The 18521-nt window shown below is 66.1% G+C and carries 12 protein-coding genes; 7 read left to right on the forward strand and 5 right to left on the reverse strand.

What is annotated here, in order from left to right:
* Nucleotides 1-148 precede the first annotated feature (148 nt).
* The 3 genes from thsA to rio1 form a co-directional block, all read right to left on the reverse strand.
* Complete coding sequence (gene thsA / locus J2751_RS03940; RefSeq protein ID WP_209483649.1) at nucleotides 149-1801, reverse strand: thermosome subunit alpha; 1653 nt, start codon at nucleotides 1799-1801, stop codon at nucleotides 149-151.
* Between the two features lie 452 nt (nucleotides 1802-2253).
* The gene (locus J2751_RS03945; RefSeq protein ID WP_209483365.1) at nucleotides 2254-2796 is read right to left on the reverse strand and encodes a KH domain-containing protein; all 543 of its coding nucleotides are present in this window, start codon (nucleotides 2794-2796) and stop codon (nucleotides 2254-2256) included.
* Between the two features lie 90 nt (nucleotides 2797-2886).
* Nucleotides 2887-3891 (reverse strand): serine/threonine-protein kinase Rio1, encoded by a 1005-nt coding sequence (gene rio1 / locus J2751_RS03950; protein WP_209483367.1) that lies wholly within the window; start codon nucleotides 3889-3891, stop codon nucleotides 2887-2889.
* A gap of 82 nt (nucleotides 3892-3973) precedes the next feature.
* On the opposite strand from rio1, the gene J2751_RS03955 reads away from it, so the two are divergent.
* Together J2751_RS03955 and J2751_RS03960 are read left to right on the forward strand one after the other, a co-directional pair.
* Complete coding sequence (locus J2751_RS03955) at nucleotides 3974-6019, forward strand: DUF460 domain-containing protein (protein ID WP_209483369.1); 2046 nt, start codon at nucleotides 3974-3976, stop codon at nucleotides 6017-6019.
* 63 nt (nucleotides 6020-6082) lie between these two features.
* Nucleotides 6083-7069 (forward strand): tyrosine--tRNA ligase, encoded by a 987-nt coding sequence (locus J2751_RS03960; protein WP_209483371.1) that lies wholly within the window; start codon nucleotides 6083-6085, stop codon nucleotides 7067-7069.
* A 30-nt stretch (nucleotides 7070-7099) separates the two neighbouring features.
* Here J2751_RS03960 and J2751_RS03965 read toward each other — a convergent pair whose 3' ends face one another.
* Complete coding sequence (locus J2751_RS03965; RefSeq protein WP_209483373.1) at nucleotides 7100-7855, reverse strand: endonuclease NucS domain-containing protein; 756 nt, start codon at nucleotides 7853-7855, stop codon at nucleotides 7100-7102.
* Nucleotides 7856-8485: 630 nt separating this feature from the next.
* Nucleotides 8486-10828 (reverse strand): DEAD/DEAH box helicase, encoded by a 2343-nt coding sequence (locus tag J2751_RS03970; RefSeq protein WP_209483375.1) that lies wholly within the window; start codon nucleotides 10826-10828, stop codon nucleotides 8486-8488.
* A 163-nt stretch (nucleotides 10829-10991) separates the two neighbouring features.
* Between J2751_RS03970 and J2751_RS03975 the strand changes: the two genes are divergently transcribed.
* The 5 genes from J2751_RS03975 (at nucleotide 10992) to J2751_RS03995 (ending at nucleotide 18497) form a co-directional block, all read left to right on the forward strand.
* A complete protein-coding gene (locus J2751_RS03975; RefSeq protein ID WP_209483377.1) occupies nucleotides 10992-11354 on the forward strand; it encodes a TRAM domain-containing protein in 363 nt (120 codons plus the stop codon).
* Nucleotides 11355-11445: 91 nt separating this feature from the next.
* Entirely contained in the window at nucleotides 11446-16908 is a 5463-nt protein-coding gene (locus J2751_RS03980) for an LAGLIDADG family homing endonuclease (RefSeq protein ID WP_209483379.1), read from the forward strand.
* A complete protein-coding gene (locus tag J2751_RS03985) occupies nucleotides 16909-17196 on the forward strand; it encodes a DUF7854 family protein (protein WP_209483381.1) in 288 nt (95 codons plus the stop codon).
* An 81-nt stretch (nucleotides 17197-17277) separates the two neighbouring features.
* The gene (locus J2751_RS03990; RefSeq protein WP_209483383.1) at nucleotides 17278-17616 is read left to right on the forward strand and encodes a DUF7855 family protein; all 339 of its coding nucleotides are present in this window, start codon (nucleotides 17278-17280) and stop codon (nucleotides 17614-17616) included.
* Nucleotides 17613-18497: a DUF7856 family protein gene (locus J2751_RS03995; RefSeq protein WP_321168570.1), complete on the forward strand. Its 885-nt coding sequence runs from the start codon at nucleotides 17613-17615 to the stop codon at nucleotides 18495-18497. Before J2751_RS03990 ends, J2751_RS03995 begins: the two co-directional genes overlap by 4 nt.
* The last annotated feature ends 24 nt before the right edge of the window (nucleotides 18498-18521 follow it).

Consider the following 18521-nt stretch of genomic DNA (forward strand, 5'->3'; position numbering starts at 1 on the left):
TCGAGGCCTGAAAAGGCACGCGACGGTCAGTTGAGAGGCGGTCCGGCGTCAGGTCGGAACGGGTGGGCGCGTGAGTTCGTGCCGAACTTCACACCTCGCGGGTCGCGTGCGCTCCCCGCTCGGAATCGAGGTTCTTTCAGAACCTCGCTTACATCGCACCGCCCATGCCACCCATGCCGCCCATGCCGCCGCCCATTCCGCCGGGCGCGCCGCCGGGACCGCCCTCGTCGCCGCCGTCGTCGGAGCCGCCGCCCTTGAGGTCGCCGGCCGCGATGACGTCGTCGATGCGGAGGATCATGACTGCCGCCTCGGTGGCGGACTCGATGGCCTGCGTCTTGACGCGGAGCGGCTCCACGACGCCTTCCTCCTCCATGTCAATCACGTCGCCCGTGTAGGCGTCGAGACCGGCACCGAACTCGCCGCCGTCGTGGCGCGAGCGGAGGTCGACCAGCGAGTCGATGGGGTCGAGACCCGCGTTCTCGGCGAGGGTGCGCGGGATGACTTCCAGCGCGTCGGCGAACGCCTCGACAGCGAGCTGCTCGCGGCCGCCGACGGAGTCGGCGAAGTCGCGGAGCTGGAGCGCGAGCTCGGTTTCGGGTGCGCCGCCGCCGGGCAGCACCTGCCCGTCGAGCAGCGTCGTGCGGACGACGCCGAGCGAGTCCTCGATGGCTCGCTCGACCTCGTCGACGACGTGTTCGGTGCCGCCGCGGAGGATGAGCGTGACGGATTTGGCCTCCTCGACGTCCTCGACGAAGATGCGCTCGTCGCCACCGACGTCCTTCTGAGCGACGGAGCCGGCGAAGCCGAGGTCGTCCGTCTCGATGTCGTCGAGGTTGGAGACGACGCGGCCGCCGGTCGCGCGGGCGAGGCGCTTGAGGTCGTCGGACTTCGCGCGGCGGACGGCGAGGATGCCCTCCTGTGCGAGGTAGTGCTGGGCCATGTCGTCGATGCCGTCACCGACGAAGACGACGTCCGCGCCGATGTCGACGAGGTGGTCGACCATCTCGCGGAGCTGCTCCTCCTCCTGATCGAGGAACTGCTGGAGCTGGTCGGGGTCCGTGACGTTGACCTCGGCGTCGATCTCCGTCTCCTTCACTTCGATTGCGCCGTCGAACAGCGCCACGTCGGCGTCCTCGACCGCGTAGGGCATGTTCTCGTCGACGCGCTCTTTGTCGACGATGACGCCCTCGACGAGCTCGGAGTCGTCGATGGAGCTGCCGACGACTTTCTCGACGGAGACGTTCTCCGTGTCGATGTCGTCGTCATCAGCGACCGCGGTGACCGCGTCGACGACGAGTTCGGCGAGAAGCTCCTTCGCGTTCTCCGCGCCCTTGCCCGTCATCGCCGTGGAGGCGATCTGGACGAGCGTTTCACGGTCCTCCTCGGAGACCTCGATGGCCTCGTCCTCGAGGATCTCCTTCGCTTTCTCGGCGGCCTGACGGTATCCCTGCGCGAGCGTGGTCGCGTGGATGTCCTGATCGAGGAGGTCCTCGGCCTGATCGAGGAGCTCGCCGGCGACGACGACTGCGCTCGTGGTGCCGTCTCCGACCTCGTCTTCCTGGGTCTCCGAGACCTCGACGATCATGTTGGCCGCCGGGTGGTCGATGTCCATCTCCTTGAGGATCGTAACGCCGTCGTTCGTGACGACGACGGATCCGCCGGAGTCGACGAGCATCTTGTCCATCCCTTTCGGGCCGAGCGTGGTGCGGACGGACTCGGCGACGGCTTTCCCGGCCGTGATGTTCATGTTCTGGGCGTCCTTTCCGGAGGTTCGCTGCGACTCCTCGGAAAGTACGATCATGGGCTGATTGCCCATCCGCTGGCGCTGTGACATTACAACCATTGATTGATTGTGATTCTATATAAATCTGTCGTTCGATTCGTGCGAAAACGCAACACGGAGGGGGGCTATGAACCCCGTATGTGGCTCGTTATCACGGGTGTTTATATAGAACGGCGGATCGTCCGTTCCGCCTCACCACGGTCGAGTCGCATCGAGAACGGACGTGTTCCGGTCCGATCCGGGTCAGTCCGGATACGTCGGTGATCGGTCTCGGGTGTCGGTCGATCAGATCGACGGCAACGAGATCGTATTTAAAAGGACGTGAGCGGCCCCGACGATCAGTTATAAACTGTCGCTAGCACCACCGATCGTTCGGTGATAAACAACCACCACGACGTGTTGCGAGGTTCACTCCCGCCATCGCGTACCGGTTCTCGTTCGCTCCCCGATCCGTTCAGCCGAGCGCGGTCCTACTGTGGCGACTGAAAATCGACATCCTCGTTCAGCTCGTTCGACTTCCGTTCGAGGTACGAGTACACCGCGCCGTGGGGTGCGCCGTCGAGCAACATGCCGACCGCCCGCCGCACCACCTGAAGCTCCTCGGGGCCGCCGACCGCGCCGACGGTCGTTCCGTACACGACGACGTTCGCACCCGAGAGCTCCTCGATGAGCTCGCGAGTCCGCCCGTTCTCACCGATGATCCGGCCCTTCTTTCGCTGGAGATCGTTGTCGTTGCGGGTGTGTTCTGTCAGGTCGATCAGTTCGAGCGTCCGGAGGTCGTGATCGAGAATCGACAGCGCGGTCTCTGGTTTAAACCCGCGACCGATCGCTTTGATGATGTCCGGCGCGACCATCGCGGCGACGGGGTCACCCGCCTCCTCGATGGCGACGCTGCCGGAGTCCGAGTCGACGTCGAGCCGCACCCCCGCCCGCTCCTCGATCTCCCGCATCGTCTCGCCACCGGCACCGATGACGACGCCGATCCGGTCCTGCGGAACCGTCACGTGTTGCATACACCGAGATACCCGGCCGAGCCTTTTAAACGTGTTCCGGTGGGCTCGGTGTGTGCCACCGTAACGGGCGTGTGAGACCCGCTATTTCCGTTAGCGCTCTTCGCCGATGTCGCTACTCGATTCGGGCCCCGCCTCGGTCGCCGAACTCGCTCCCGGATCCGGCTCTCCGTCCGGTTCCGACTCCTCGTCGGGTTCTGGTTCCGTCACGTACGCACGCAGGTCGTCGGGGTCGACCTCGGTCCCCTGTCGAGTAAAGAAGGCGGCCACGTTCTCACAGTCGCGGTCGAGGAACTCCCCGGCGTTCGGGTGATGAACCGTCACGGCCTGCCCCATGTCGATGACGACGAGTTCGCCCTCGTGGATGATCATGTTGTATTCCGAAAGGTCGCCGTGGATCAGTCCGGCGCGGTAGAGTCGCCGCATATACTCGCGGACGACCTCGTAGGCCGTCTCCGGGTTCTCCACGTCGACCTCGCTCAGTCGCCGAGCGCGGTCGTCGGCGTGGCCGACGAGCTCCATCACGAGGACGTTCCGCTGGACTGCGATCGGTTCGGGCACCCGGACGCCGGCCGTACGGGCGCGTTTGAGGTTCGCGAACTCCTTTTTTGTCCACGCCAGCACGACCGCCTTCTTGTCGTTCGCGATTCCCTCGAAACGCGGGTCTCCCTCGAGGTAGTCGCGCATCTGCCGGAAGTTTGAGGAGTTGATTCGGTACACCTTCACCGCCACCTCGCGGTCGGGGGTGACTCCCTCGGGGCCGCCGCCCGCCGCCGCAGAGCCGGGCTCCGGGCGTTCACCAGCCTGCCCGCCGAGCGCCTCGAAGACGCTGGCCTCCTTGCCGGTCGAGACCGGCCCACCAAAGGCGTCGACGTAGCCGTCCTGAACCAGTTTGTACACCGCTGCCAGCGTCGCGTCGTCGAACACCGACTCCTGGAGTTTGAACTGCTCCGTGTCCTTGATCCGCTTCCGGAACTCGTCGAACTCCCGGTCCTGTCGCCGGGCGATCCGGTCGGCTTCCGTGTCGGAGACGTCGAGCGCCTCCCACTCGTCGCCGGGCTGGTCGTCCGGTTCGAGCAGCACGAACTCCTCGGTCATTCGTCCGTCGTTTCGCCGCCGTGACGTATAAGCGGGTGGGGTCGGCGTGGGGTATATACGACCGACCGGCCTATGGTATTCTGTGCCATCCCGAACCATCCGTGCCCGCGACCGGCCGGTGTTCGGCGTCGACGTCCAGAGCGGCGACGTCCGCGGCGACGACCCCTCCTACGCGCTGGTGATCCTCGATCCGGTCGGGGAGGACGACCCCGACGCACCGGACGCCGACGGCCCGCTCGCCCGAGTCACGCGCGACGTCGTCTCCCTCCGCAAGCTCCGCCGACTGATCGACGACCGCGAGCCGCTGTACGTCGCCACCGATAACGCCTACGAACTCGCGCCCGACAAGAACGCGCTCGTCGGACTACTTCGGAGCCTCCCGGACGGCACCCGACTCGTCCAAGTGACCGGTGCGGAGCGACCAGAACCCCTCTCCCGGGTCGCCTCCCGTCACGGGATCCCGTACGGAAAGAAGCCGATGAAGGAGGCGGAGGCCGCCGCGCGTCTCGCCGCCGCCAACGTCGGCCACGAGGTGACCGCCTTCACCGACGAGACGACGGTGAAGGTCTCCCGCGGGCGATCCACCGGAAAAGGCGGCTGGAGTCAGGACCGCTACACCCGCCGGATCCACGGCAACGTCAAGAAACGGAGCCGACAGGTGGAGACGAAGCTCACGGAGTCCAACCTCGAATACGAACGCGACGTGACCAAAAAGTACGGCGGCTACTCGAACGCCGTGTTCACCGTTCAGGCCCGTCCCGAGGACATCCCGGTCTCGAACTCCCGCGCGGGCGACGTGCGCGTCGAGGTGGAACGCGAGCGCCGCGACGGGATCGAGTACGAGCCGCTCGTCCAGCGTCGCGACCGCGTCATCGTCGGGATCGACCCGGGAACGACCACCGCGGCCGCCGTGGTCGGACTCGACGGCACCGTCCACGCCCTCTACTCGTCGCGAACCGCCGACACCGCCGCGGTGACGGAGTGGGTGATCGAGCAGGGCCGCCCTATCATCGTCGCCGCCGACGTCGAGCCGATGCCCGAGACCGTCGAGAAGTTCCGGCGGTCGTTCGACGCGGCGGGCTGGCGGCCGACGACGGACCTCCCGGTCGACGAGAAGCTTCACCGGACCCGCGAGGCGGCCTACGAGAACGACCACGAGCGGGACGCGCTCGCGGCCGCCTTATACGCCTACGACGACCACGCCGACCAGTTCGAGCGGATCACGGAGAAGACCCCGCCCCGAATGGACCGCGAGGCCGTCATCGCCGGCGTCGTCGCCGGCGGCGCGTCTGTCGAGGCCGTCATCGAGGACCTGCGTGAGGACCCCGGCGACGACGAGGGAGACGGCGGGGAGCCGGACGCGGACCCGACCGAGCCGGAGCGGAGCGAGGAGGAGGAGACGATCCGCCGGCTCCGCGAGCGGGTCGAGCGACTGGAGTCGCACGCGGAGTCGTTGGAGTCGGATCTCGACGATCGCGACGATCGGATCGCGGAGCTGGAGGAGGCATTATCGGACGCCAAACGAGAGGAACGGATCGAGGCGCGCACCCGCCGGGAGGTCTCACGGCTGGAACGTGAGACGGAGCGGCTCGAACGCGAGCGCGACGAGGCTCGCGAGGCGGTCGCCGACCTCGAACGGAAGGTTGAGACGCTCAAGGAGCTGTGGAAGCTCGACCACTCGAACTTCGCGGACGTCGCGGAGGGTGAGGGACTCGTCAGCGTGAAAGTGGTCGAACAGTTCACGCTCGACGCGCTCGACGCCGCGGACGAGGCGTACGGGCTCGTCGCCGGCGACGTCGTGTACCTCCGTGACGCCTCCGGCGCGGGACGGCGAACCGCCGAGCGACTGGCCGACGCGGAGCCGCGAGCGGTGATCCGCGACGGCAACCTCTCGGAGGTCGCCGATCAGGTACTGTTCGATCACGAGGTTCCGGTGGTGCCGGTCGACGCCGTCCCCGTCCGCGAGGTCGACGAACTGGCAGTCGCCGACGAGACGAGACTGGCGGCCGCGGTCGACGACTGGGAGGCCCGCGCCGAGCGTCGACGCCGCGACGAGAAGGCCGAGCGACTCGACCGGATCATCTCCGAACACCGAGCGGGAACGACGCTCCCAGAGAGCGAGGAGTAGTCGACGTCTCGGCTCTCGAACGGTTCCAGAAGTCATATGCCGAGCCGTCACGCTATCGTAGGCATGGACGCCCACGAGCTGATCACCCGGAACGCGGCCGAGGTGGTCACGGAGGAGGAGATCGAGACGCTGGCCGACGACCCCGACGGGAAGCGGGCGTACGTCGGCTACGAACCCTCCGGCGTGCTCCACATCGGGCACATGCTCACGGCAAACAAGCTGATCGACCTCCAGAAGGCGGGCTTCGAGGTCACCGTCCTCCTCGCGGACGTCCACGCGTACCTCAACGACAAGGGATCGTTCGCGGACATCCGACATACCGCCGAGCGGATGCGCGACCAGTTCATTGCGTACGGGCTCGACGAGTCGAACACGCAGTTCGTGCTCGGCTCAGACTTCCAGCTTGACGACGACTACACGCTCGATTTACACGCCTTGGAGCTGGAGACGACGCTCGCCCGCGCGGAGCGCGCGATGGCCGAGATTACCTCCGGCGACTCCGTGAAGGTGTCACAGGCGGTGTACCCGCTGATGCAGGCGCTCGATATCCCGTACCTCGGCGTCGATCTGGCGGTCGGCGGGATGGAACAGCGCAAGGTCCACATGCTCGCACGCGATGTGCTGCCGAGCATCGACCGCGAGCCGCCGACGAGCCTTCACACTCCGCTCATCGCCGACCTCGGAACCGGTCGCGGAAAGATGTCCTCCAGCGAGGGCGTCACCATCTCGATGGAGGACTCCCGCGAGGAGATCGAGGAGAAGGTGAACGGCGCGTACTGCCCGCCGACCGCGGACCCCGATCCGACGGAGGAGGGTACCGACCGGGAGAACCCCGTCCTCCAGGTCTTCGAGTACCACGTGTTCCCCCGGTTCGAGGACGTCGTCGTCGAGCGCCCCGAGGAGTACGGCGGCGACTTGGAGTACGCGGCGTACGACGACCTCGAGGCCGACCTCGAATCTGGTGAGCTCCACCCGGCGGACGCGAAGGGTGCGCTCGCCGAGTACCTCGACCGGCTGATCGCACCCGGCCGGGAGCAGCTCGCGGAGTAGCTCCCTGTCTCGCGTTTCAGTCGTTTCCATCTACTCTCCGCTCACGGTGTGGCCCTCCAGCTCGCAGGTACCGTCCACACAGCTCCGGCCGGCCGCGGTCTCGAAGACGGGGAGCCCGCAGCCGCACTCGTCGACGACGACGCCCGAGGGGATCGAGAGCGTGGTCCCACAGTCGGTCTCGTGTTCACACGCGAGGTACACCCGTCCGGGCGCGAACTCGACGGTTAGGTCGCCGTCGCAGTCAGGACAGTCCCACACGCGATCAAACCGGTCGCTGACGGCGGCCTCCATCGGGTCACACGACGGGTCGAGACAGAGGTGGAACGGCTCGCCGCGCTCGACGCGGATCTTCGGCAGCCCGCAGTCGTCACACGTCGCGTCCGTCACGCTCGCGCCGGCGGGGAGTCCCCAGCGCGCCTCGCAGTCGAGACAGACCACGTCCCCGCGCGAGCGGACCAGCGGGCCGCCGTCGTCCGGGCAGCTTCCGACCGGGACCCCTGCCTCCGTGATCGGGAGTCCACGGCTGGCGGTCGCCTCTTCGGCGACGACGCGGAGCCGTCTGGTCCCGTCGCGAGCGGTGACGGTGAAGCCCGCACCGTCCCCCTCGACGACGACCGAGTCCGGTCGAGTGAGCCACGCGACCGGTTGATAGCCGTCCGCGTCGTGGACGAGCGTGGTGTTGTCGGGCTTTATAAGCACGACGACGCGCCCGCGATGCGTCCGGGTGCGGTCGCCGCGTTCGGTCACCTGACAGTCGCCTGCGAGCACGCGGAGTCGTTCGGGCATGGGGGGCGTGGCCGCGGTATCGGTGTTAAGCGGTCGGAACGGGGGTTTATGAGGGATACGGAGGGGGTGACGGTACGGATTGTGGTCGCGTGTTCCTCGTTGCCGGCGCAGGGGCCTTTTTCGGCGTTTCGGTCTGTCCTTTATAAAGAGTGATTACGGATCGGTGATGAACGCCTCGAAAGTCCCGACCGCTCGTTTATAAGTGATTGATTACGGAGCGATGGGGAACGCCTCCAAAGCCCCCAGCCGGGAGGACGGCGTACGCTCGCTGCGCGCTTCGGTCACTCGCGCTGCTCGTTCCCTCCAGTGCTTGCGTCGTCATCAGAACGCTCCGCGTTCTGATTGGCTCACGAGAGCGCCGCTCTCGTGAACGCCTGCGCCGTCCTCCCGACTGCCCCGTTGAGTCCTGCCCCACAGCAACCGCACCTCACGCCTCCCCGGCCTCGTCGGCCGGCCTCCGCGTTGCTCCGGCCGGCCGACTCCCTCGCGCGACGCTCCTCGCGCCCTACTGGGCGCTCGGAGGGGCGCGCCACCGCATCGTTTATTTATAAAGAGTCGTCGCCGTCGCTCGATCCGTTATAAATATCATCCGGCAAGAGAGGTCACGGGAGCGGGTTCCGACCCGCCAGACTACTCGACCCGCACCGTCCGCGTCGCGCGCACCGGCATCAGCGGGAGGTCGGGGAAGACGACCTCGACGACGAACTCCAACTCGTCCGCGTCCGGCGGGCCGAACACACCGACCGGAACCGTCGTCTCCCCGTCGAGATACGTCGTCGTCTCGGTCATCTCCACGTCGTTGACGGTGACCCGGATCCCGGTTCGGGCCGCACCGGAGACGGTTGAGACGCCGACCTCGCACATGTCGTTCTCCCCGACGCCGATCGCCTCCGGGAACTCGCCCCAGTCGACATCGATCCGTGGGCAGTCGCGAGCCGCCTCGACGATCCGCTCGGCGACTGAGTCGCTCATCCCGGCGTTCGCGAGCGCTTCCGGGCCCGCGTCGACGACGGCGGTCGGGGACGTGAGCCCGGCACCGGCGAGCCGCTCCGCGCGGCCGGAGCCGACCCCGTCGATCGCGGTGAGCGGGACCGCCTCCCGCGAGACGCCGTGTTCGACGCGCGCCTCGACCCGGCACGCGAGGTTGGCGGCCCGAGGTCCGGCGAACCGGTCGAGGAACTCCGAGAGCGCGGCGAGGAGTCGGAGCGCGTTCTGCCGGATCACCCACGCGTCCGAGCGGAGGTCAGACGGGATCGAGTCGGCCATCCCCGCGAGCAGGATGGCGAACACCTTCCGGTGGCCGTCCTCCAACTCGGTGTCGTGACCGTCGAGAATCCGGTCTATCGCGTCGGACTCGGCCGAGCGCGCCGAGACGGAGTCGAACTCGCCGGCGGCGGCGACCGTCTCCAGGATCCGATCGACGGTGAGCCGCTCCCGCTCGGCGAGCGCGTGGAACTCGCGAGCGGTGTCGAGCCGGAGGTAGTACTTCGAGGCGAGCCGTCCCAGCGCGGTCGGCTCGATCGCGAGGTCGTCGCCGGCGTCGACGAATCCGGTCTCGATCAGCGAGTCGAGCGTGTCGCGAACACGATCGCGAAGCCCGTCGAACCCGTACTCGGTTGGCTCCGACCGGGCCCGGACGTAGTAGAACGTCGTCTCTAACCACTCCATCACGTCCTCCAGCCCGCGGATCGTCCCCATCGATATCTCCGCGTTGAGGTGTGATTCGAGGTCTCCGGCCAGCCGCGACTCGATCTCCTTGCCCTCCCGCAGCAGCCGGCGATACTTGTCGGCGTCCGACCGGTCACAGACGACCCAGCCGTAGCCCACGTCGTCGTAGCCGGGCCGCCCCGCGCGCCCGAGCATCTGGAGTACGTCGAGCGGCGAGATGTCCGTCTCCCCTTCCAGCGGATCGTGATACTTGGTGTCGCGGATCACGACACACCGCGCCGGGAGGTTGACGCCCCACGCGAGCGTGGACGTGGAGAAGAGCAGCTTGATCTTCCCCTCCTTGAACCACTCCTCGACGCGGTCGCGGTCCTCCTTCCCGAGCCCGGCGTGGTGGAAGCCAACCCCGTCGAGCACGGACTGCCGAAGGGTGTCGTTCGAGAGCGATTTCGCTTCGTTGTGGAAGTCGTAGTTGCCTCGCGAGTCGACCGGGATGTCGCGGTCCGTGATCTCATCGCGTGCCTTTTTTGCGGCCTGTACCGTGTCCTGACGCGAGGAGACGAACACCAGTGCCTGTCCGTCCTCGCGGACGTGCGGCTCCGCCAGATCGAGCGCGCGGTAGAGCCGCCGGTACTTGTCGGCGAACGCGTTCGAGCCGTGTGAGTACGTCTTCACGCCCGTCTCCAGATCGACCGGGCGGTACTCGTCGCCGAACGCGTAGGTCGTTTCCGGCGGCGCGTCGAGCCACTCGGCGACGTCGTCGACGTTCGGCATCGTCGCCGATAGCGCCACCACGCGGGGGTCCTGGAGGCGTCGGAGCCGGGAGACGGTCACTTCGAGGACGCCGCCGCGCTTCTCGCTGTCGAGCAGATGAACCTCGTCGATGACGACGCAGTCGACATCGGTGATGAACGAGTAGCGCGCGGAGTCGTGTTTTCGGGTCGCGCTGTCGGCTTTCTCGGGGGTCGTCACCAGCACGTCCGCACGCTCCGCGCGACGGGGGTTGAGGTCGCGCTCGCCGGAGACGACGTAGACGGAGTAGCCCAGTTCCTCGAACCGCTCCCACTCGCTTTCCTTCTCGTTCGTGAGCGCGCGAAGCGGCGCGATAAAGAGGGCGGTACCCCCCTCCGAGAGCGTCTTACAGATCGCTAACTCGGCGAGTGCGGTCTTCCCCGATGCGGTCGGCGCGGACGCGACGACGTTGTGATCGGACTCCAAGATTCCCGGAAGCGCCTCGCGTTGCATCCGGTTGAACTCCTCGAAGCCGAAGGCGTCGGCGAACTCCGGGACCGCGTCTGCGACCTTCACGGCACACCACATCCGTGTGTGAGTCGTCGTCGACCGCGGCTGAATCGCATTGGATCGAGTCGGGGGCTTCGAGGGCAAAGGCGTTTCTCATGCGGGCGGGATCGGCGGTCGCGGCAACGGCGGACCCCGGGCGTTTAGGTGACTCGGGGTCGACCGCTCGGGTATGATACCGTCGTCTCCGATCGTCATCGGAACCGCCATAGTCGTCGTCCTACTCGTCCTGTTTGCCGTCGTGCGTCGCGCTCGCGGGCCGTCAGCGGATGCGCGCGAGTCGAAGCAGGCACACGAGGCCGCACAGGAACGCGACCCGCCCGTCGAGATCGGCGAGACCTACGAGTTCGGCGTGACCGAAATGACGGATCACCACTCCGGCGAGGAGGTCGCGGTCGGCAAGGTTGAGGGGTTCGTCGTCTTCACCGAGGACATCCCTCGCGGCCTCAAGAAGGGCGACGTGATCCGCGCGAAGGTGCTCTCGTTTAACGAGGGTCGAACGTCCGCGGACGCGACGTTCGTGACGAAAGCGTGAACGCGGCGGAACGCGCCGCAAGGGGCCGATACACGATCACCTCCGCCCCGAGCATGAGGTTCATACGTGATGCCGACGAAGTGATGTCGTAATGGCTCAGGCCGGCAATCAGGACCTCACGGAGCGGTTCATCCAGTTCTACCGCAACTACTACCGCGAGGAGATCGGCACCCTCGCACAGCAGTACCCCAACGAGAAGCGCTCGCTGTACGTCGACTACGACGACCTGTTCCAGTTCGACCGCGATCTCGCGGAGGACTTCCGCACGAAACCGGACCAGATGCGCGAGTACGCCGAGGAGGCGTTGCGGCTCTACGACCTCCCCGCAGATGTCAGTCTCGGGCGCGCCCACGTGCGGATCGAGAACCTTCCAGAGAGCATCGACATCCGCGGCATTCGCGTCCACGACGACCACATCGGAAAGCTGGTCTCGGTCAAGGGAATCGTCCGGAAGGCGACCGACGTCCGCCCGAAGGTGACCGAAGCAGCGTTCGAGTGCCAGCGCTGCGGGACGATGACGTACATCCCCCAGAGCGACGGCGGCTTCCAAGAACCCCACGAGTGTCAGGGCTGTGAACGACAGGGCCCGTTCCGCGTCAACTTCGATCAGTCCGAGTTCATCGACTCCCAGAAGCTTCGCATCCAAGAGTCGCCGGAGGGGCTCCGCGGCGGTGAGACGCCACAGTCGCTCGACGTCGACATCGTCGACGACATCACCGGGAAGGTGAGTCCGGGCGACCACGTCACCTGCGTCGGCGTCCTCCACATCGAGCAGGTCGAACAGGGCAACGAGAAGTCCGCCATCTTCGATCTGTACATGGACGGCGTCGCCATCGGTATCGAGGACGAGGAGTTCGAGGACATGGACATCACCGAGGCGGATCGCCGCGAGATCATCGAACTCTCCAACCGCGACGACATCTACGACGCGATGGTGAACTCCATCGCACCCGCCATTTACGGTTACGAGGAGGAGAAGCTCGCAATGATCCTCCAACTCTTCTCCGGCGTCACCAAACACCTCCCCGACGGCTCGCGGATTCGAGGTGACCTCCACATGCTCTTGATCGGTGACCCCGGTACGGGAAAGTGTTTGCATGGGGACACAAAAATCACTCTTATTGACGGCCGAGAGGTTCCGGTACGCGATCTCGTTGAAAATAATCTGGACGAGCCGAAACCGATAGACGACGGCGTTTTCGACGAGGTTGACTTCGAGGTGCCGTCGCTCCGGTCCGACGGGACCGTGGGGTCCGCCCGAGCGACGAAGGTCTGGAAACGAGAGGCTCCCGAAACGATGTACCGCGTCGAAACCGCGTCTGGTGCGGAAGTGGAAGTAACGCCGTCGCATCCGCTGTTCGTTCAGCGTGACGGACAGTTTGAGGCGGTCGTCGCGGACGAGCTAAGCGAAGGCGAGTTCGTCGCTGCTCCGAAGCGACTCAACGTAGAAAGCGACGACGCGATCGACGTCGGATTCCGCCGCGCCCAGTCGCACAACGCGGTTCGGCTCGATCTGCCTGACGAGTGGACACCGGCTCTCGGGCGTCTCCTCGGATACATCGTCGCTGAGGGGTACGTCGAGCGGCGTGACGACCATTCGGGGCTCGTGTCGATCACGAACAACGACGAGGCGGTCCTGTCCGACGCCCGCTCGACGTTCGAGATGCTGGGTCTCCAAACCACAACCCGCGAACCACATGACGGAAAGGACGCGAGGGAGCTGACGTGTTCCGCAGGGGAGTTCGTTAGTTTCCTCGAAAACCTCGACGGGATGCTACTTGAGGGGTCCGCAGACCAGCGGATTCCGAGACCGATCCTCGGGGCGTCGCCTTCCACCACGCGGATGTTCATAAGGGGATTCGTCGAGGGGGAGGCTCACGTCTCAGCGAAGCAACGGGAGATTACCGTGGCATCGATGAGCGAAACGCTCCTCACGGATCTTCGGACGCTTCTGCTTCGGCATGAGATCACCAGTCAACTCCACGAGCGGAAGAACGGAAGCCACCGGCTGCGCATTAGCGGGGCGCAGTTCGACCGGTACGTGACCAATATCGGGTTCGTAACCGACCGGAAGCAGGAGGCGGCAGAAGAACATCTCGAAACAGACCGAAACACCAACCTCGACGTCGTTCCGAACGTCTCCCCCGTCCTCCGACGAGTCCGTGACTCGCTCGGACTGACGCAATACGAGTGCGGCGTTCCTCGCAATACCTATCGTCACTACGAAGCGGGATCGCGAAATCCGAGCATCGGTGCGCTGCGGAACATCGTCAAAGCGTTCGAGGGCGCTCACCTACCCCCGACAGACAGCAGTGAGATCGGAAGCGTACAGACCGATGGAGGGGGAGTAGCTGCCGATATTGCGGCCCTTCGACAACGGGTGGATGACGACATTCGGTGGGACCGCATCGAGTCGATCGAACCGGTCAAGCCCGAAGACGATTGGGTGTACGATCTCGAAGTTGGAGGAACGCACAACTACGTCTCAAACGGGATCATCTCACACAACTCACAGATGATTTCGTACGTGGAAAACATCGCACCCAGATCTGTCTATACCTCCGGTAAAGGCAGCAGCGCGGCCGGTTTGACGGCCGCCGCCGTGAGAGATGACTTCGGCGACGGCCAACAGTGGTCGCTTGAAGCCGGAGCGCTCGTCCTCGCCGACAAGGGGATCGCCGCAGTCGATGAGCTGGATAAGATGGACTGTGTTACCGGCGACACGCTGGTCTCGTTGGCGGACGGACGCGTGGAACGCATCGATGAACTCGCGAGAGAGGCCGCTGAAGACGGCAATATCGAGGAACTCTCGAACGGCCGCCACATCCGCGACGTCGACCTCGATGTCTGGACGATGGACGATGGGGGGCGGCTGGTCGAACGGCCGGTCTCAGCGGTCCACGAGTACGACGCGCCGGCGGAGCTGACCCGAGTGACGATGGAGACCGGGGAGTCGCTGACGGCGACGGCTGATCACCCGTTCTTCGTCCTCGAAGACGGGAAGCGAGTCGAGCGCGAGGCGGCCGCGCTCGACGACGGCGACTGGGTGTACGTCCCCCGAGAGATTCCGACGAAGGCCGCCGACGGCGGGGCGGTGGCCGCGAACGGTGGAGACGGACCAGCGACCGAACTCGCCGAGGGCGGCGAGGGAGTCGACGCCGCGATGGCGAGCGTGCTCGGATACCTCTCCGGCGACGGGAACGTCTTCTACGACCGCGACGAGGGCGTCTACGGCGTTCGGTTCACCAACACCGACGACGAACTCTTAGATGACTTCGAACGCGCTGCGCGCGAGGCGTTCAACGCCGAGCCGACGCGGCCGCCGAGCGAGCAGCGCGACGACGGGGCCGAAACGGTCCGCGTCACCGGGAAGGAACACGCCGACGCCGTCCTCGACGCGGGAATGAACCTCAGCCGGTGCGACGAGAAGTGCTTCCCGACGCCCGTTTCGGCCGGAAGCCGGGCGGCCAAGGCCGCGTTCGTCCGCGCGCTCGCCGACAGCGAGGGCCACGTCGACGAGTCGGCGGGCAACGTTTGGATAGCGTCTGCGAGCCGAGACCTGCTGGATGGCACACGGAACCTCCTCTTAGGGTTCGGCGTGTCGAGCCAGCTCCAGCACCGCGAACGAGACGGTGGTCGCGACGTGTTCTACCTCACGGTGACCGACGCGGATTCGCTCACGTCGTTCCGGGATCTCGTCGGGTTCACGGCCACGCGAAAGGCCGAGGCTCTCGACCGCGTCGTCGATTCAGCCGACGGTGATCGCACGATTCTCGACGTGATCCCGGATGTCGGCGACGCGCTCGCGCGGTCTCGCGATTCGCTTCGTCTTCATCAAAACGAGTGCGGTCTCGACGCGGTCACGTACCACGACTTTGAGAGCGGGGATGCGAACGTCTCACTCCACCGCGCCGGCCGGATACTCGCGGCGTTCGAAGACCGACGAGAGGCGGCCGTTGAGGACCGGTGTCGACTCGACGAGAGACCGACGTGGGAGACGCTCTCGGAGCTCCGAGGCCGGTATCACGTCTCGCAGTCCGAACTCGCGGACGGAACACCGTTATCCCAACAGCAGATCTCCCGCGAGTGGGGTGAACGCGACGAGGTCCGTCGGACGGTGGCTGAGCGGCTCCGAGAGATCCTCACCGACATCGCGGCGACCGACCTCGACGACCTTCGTGATCTCGTCCGGGGAGACGTGAAGTGGCGTCGGGTGGGATCGGTCGAAACCGTTCCGCCCGAGTCGACCGAACACCGCGGCGAGGTGCTCCGACAGCGTCTCGCAGCCCTCATCGGGGGGCCGGTGGGGACAGTTGAAGAGCGTGCTCGCGAGCTGCTCGACTGCGGCCCGATCGGCGAAACACGGACGGAACTATCGGCGACGCTCGACGACTACGGAGTCAGTCAGGCGGACGTAGCGTCGGGACTCGACGTGAACCAAGCGACGGTGTCGCGGTGGCTGTCCGGCACCGTCGAAACGGACCGTCGTGACGACCTGCGCGATGCTATCGCCGAAGAGGTCGACGCCGTGAAGGCAGAACTGCGGTCAATACTGGCGCGAATAGAGGACGGGCGGCAACCGAAGGTGTACGATCTGACCGTCGAGGAGACGCACAACTTCGTCGCGAACGGGCTCGTCGTCCACAACTCCTCGGACCGTTCCGCGATGCACGAGGGGCTCGAACAGCAGAAGATCTCCGTCTCGAAGGCAGGGATCAACGCCACGCTCAAGGCTCGCTGCTCCCTGCTGGGTGCGGCGAACCCGAAGTACGGTCGGTTCGACCAATACGAGCCGATCGGCGAGCAGATCGACCTCGAACCCGCGCTCATCTCACGATTCGACCTCATCTTCACGGTGACTGACAGTCCGGACCCGGAACACGACTCTCGGCTGGCGAAACACATCATCAAGACGAACTACGCCGGCGAGCTCAACACCCAGCGAACGGAGCTGGCGAGTTCGGAGTTCACCTCCGATCAGGTTGCGGAGGTGACTCAGGAGGTCGCACCAGAGATCGACGCCGAGTTACTCCGAAAATACATCGCGCACGCGAAACGCTCGTGTTATCCGACGATGACCGACGAGGCAAAAGAGCTGATAGAGGAGTTCTATGTCGATCTCCGCTCGAAGGGAGCCGACGAGGACGCACCCGTGCCCGTCACCGCCCGGAAGCTGGAGGCGATGGTGCGGCTCTCGGAGGCGAGCGCGCGCGTCCGACTCTCGGACACGGTCGAGCGCGAGGACGCGGATCGTGCGACGAACATCATCGAGTCGTGTCTCAAGGACATCGGCGTCGACCCGGAAACGGGACAGTTCGACGCCGACGTGGTCGAGACCGGGACATCGAAGAGCCAGCGCGACCGGATCAAGAACATCAAGGGGCTCATCGCGGACATCGAAGAGGAGTACGAGGAGGGCGCACCGGTCGACGAGGTGCTCGACCGTGCGGGCGAGATCGGCATGGACCCAGGGAAGGCGGAATCGGAGATCGAGAAACTCCGCACCAAAGGCGAAGTGTACGAGCCCAAACAGGGGCACTTACGGACGACGTAAATGGACCGAATATCGGCGTTACGGAACATCGAGGACGCGCTCCAAGCGTTTGAGAACGGCGAGGTCGACCTCACGGAGACGGAGCGGCGCGTCGCCGGGATCCTCCGGACGTACGCCTCGGAGCTCGACGGCGACGACGACGTGTTTCGCGCGGTCGGCGAGGGAGCCGTGGACGGGCGGGTCGTCGTCGCCCCCTCGAAGCCCGCGGCGAGAGAGCGCGTGTTGGCCGCCGCGGGGGTCGACCCCGACACGGACCCGGTGCCCGAGTTCCACGTCGAACGGGTCTGAGTCGTTCGACCCACTTCGTTTCAGCTCTCGATTACGATCTCGTTCGGAACCGATTTATTTCGGAACCGAACACCCACTCCTGTGTTGTTGGTCGTGACGTATTCGGAGCCCGCTCGGACCGGACTCCGAAACGTGTGTCGACGCCATTCCGAGCAGATCGCTCGCCGATTCGGCCGCGCGGCGCTGTTCGATCCGACCGTGTACGGCGCGTTTCTCGCCTTACGACTCCGCGAGGCGTACGGCGATGCCGTTCAGATCGAGCGGACGGAGCCGTTCAACGAGTTCACCGCGGTCGACGATGCGGTCCGTGAGGCCGCGGCCGCGTACGCGAACCGTGAGACGAAGTCGACGCCGTACACGTCGTTTGCGGCCGGAACGGACCACCCCGACCCGGAAACGATGAAGGGGGAGGAACTGTGACGGGTACCGACCGTTCGGAGGAGGTGGCTGACGAGCTCTCGGTACCAAGGGACTCGTCCCCCGTCGTGAACGTGCGCGATGGTACGGAGATCCACCTCGATGACCGCGTCGTGTCCGCCGACCACGCTCGACCTAGCGGATCCGCCCCGTCCGCCGGCGTTCCCGTACCGAACCCGCCCGAGGTGCTCGGTCGGATCCCGACGGGAACGACGCTGCGGACGGAGCTCGCGGCGGCGGCACGGTCACGGGGGCTGGCGTCGTCGTTCGCGGCGGAGCTCTCGACGCTCCACGAGTCGATCGAAGCGATCGAGATACCGAGCGTCGACCTCGAAGGGGCTCGAAAGCGACTCGCGGAGGCGACGGGTGAAGAGGAACGGTTGAAGGAACGCGTCGCCGCGACGCGCGGAAACGTTCAGGGCAGGCGTGAGGTCGACGCCGACGCGAAGGGGTCGCTCGCGGATCTCGAGGAGGCGGCGGCCGCACTCTCGGCCGCCCAGACGGAGCGGATAGCTGCCGAACAGGCGCTCGAACGGGCACGCGATCGGGCGGCCGCGGCTCGTGACGAACGCGAGCGACGCCTCACCCTGCGAGACCGGCTGGATAACCGCCGTCGGGACGCCCGGTCGGAGCTCGCGAACGCGACGTATCCCGCTTTTTGCGAGGCACTCCCGATGGTTCCGAACGGAGCGATGGCGGATCCGGGCGACGCGCCGTCGGCGTACGAGGGGTCCTCGCTTGCTGCCTCGTTCGCCGCGGTCCGGATCTCGGAGGTCGACGGACCCGTCGTGCTCGGTCCGGACGCCGCAACCGCGTTCGACCGGTGGGACGGTCCCTCGCCGGAGACGGCTCTCGGCGTCCCCGCGGTCCGTCCCGACCTTTAGATACCATGCCGAGCCAGCCGGCGT

Source organism: Halorubrum alkaliphilum (assembly GCF_017873815.1).
GTDB lineage: Archaea > Halobacteriota > Halobacteria > Halobacteriales > Haloferacaceae > Halorubrum > Halorubrum alkaliphilum.

What these genes read in the sequence shown, in the direction of transcription:
- J2751_RS03980 (WP_209483379.1), top strand. Translation starts at nt 11,446, where the DNA reads ATGGCTCAGGCCGGCAATCAGGACCTCACGGAGCGGTTCATCCAGTTC.
- J2751_RS03975 (WP_209483377.1), top strand. Translation starts at nt 10,992, where the DNA reads ATGATACCGTCGTCTCCGATCGTCATCGGAACCGCCATAGTCGTCGTC.
- J2751_RS03985 (WP_209483381.1), top strand. Translation starts at nt 16,909, where the DNA reads ATGGACCGAATATCGGCGTTACGGAACATCGAGGACGCGCTCCAAGCG.
- J2751_RS03965 (WP_209483373.1), bottom strand. Translation starts at nt 7,855, where the DNA reads ATGCCCGAACGACTCCGCGTGCTCGCAGGCGACTGTCAGGTGACCGAA.
- J2751_RS03945 (WP_209483365.1), bottom strand. Translation starts at nt 2,796, where the DNA reads ATGCAACACGTGACGGTTCCGCAGGACCGGATCGGCGTCGTCATCGGT.
- rio1 (WP_209483367.1), bottom strand. Translation starts at nt 3,891, where the DNA reads ATGACCGAGGAGTTCGTGCTGCTCGAACCGGACGACCAGCCCGGCGAC.
- thsA (WP_209483649.1), bottom strand. Translation starts at nt 1,801, where the DNA reads ATGATCGTACTTTCCGAGGAGTCGCAGCGAACCTCCGGAAAGGACGCC.
- J2751_RS03960 (WP_209483371.1), top strand. Translation starts at nt 6,083, where the DNA reads ATGGACGCCCACGAGCTGATCACCCGGAACGCGGCCGAGGTGGTCACG.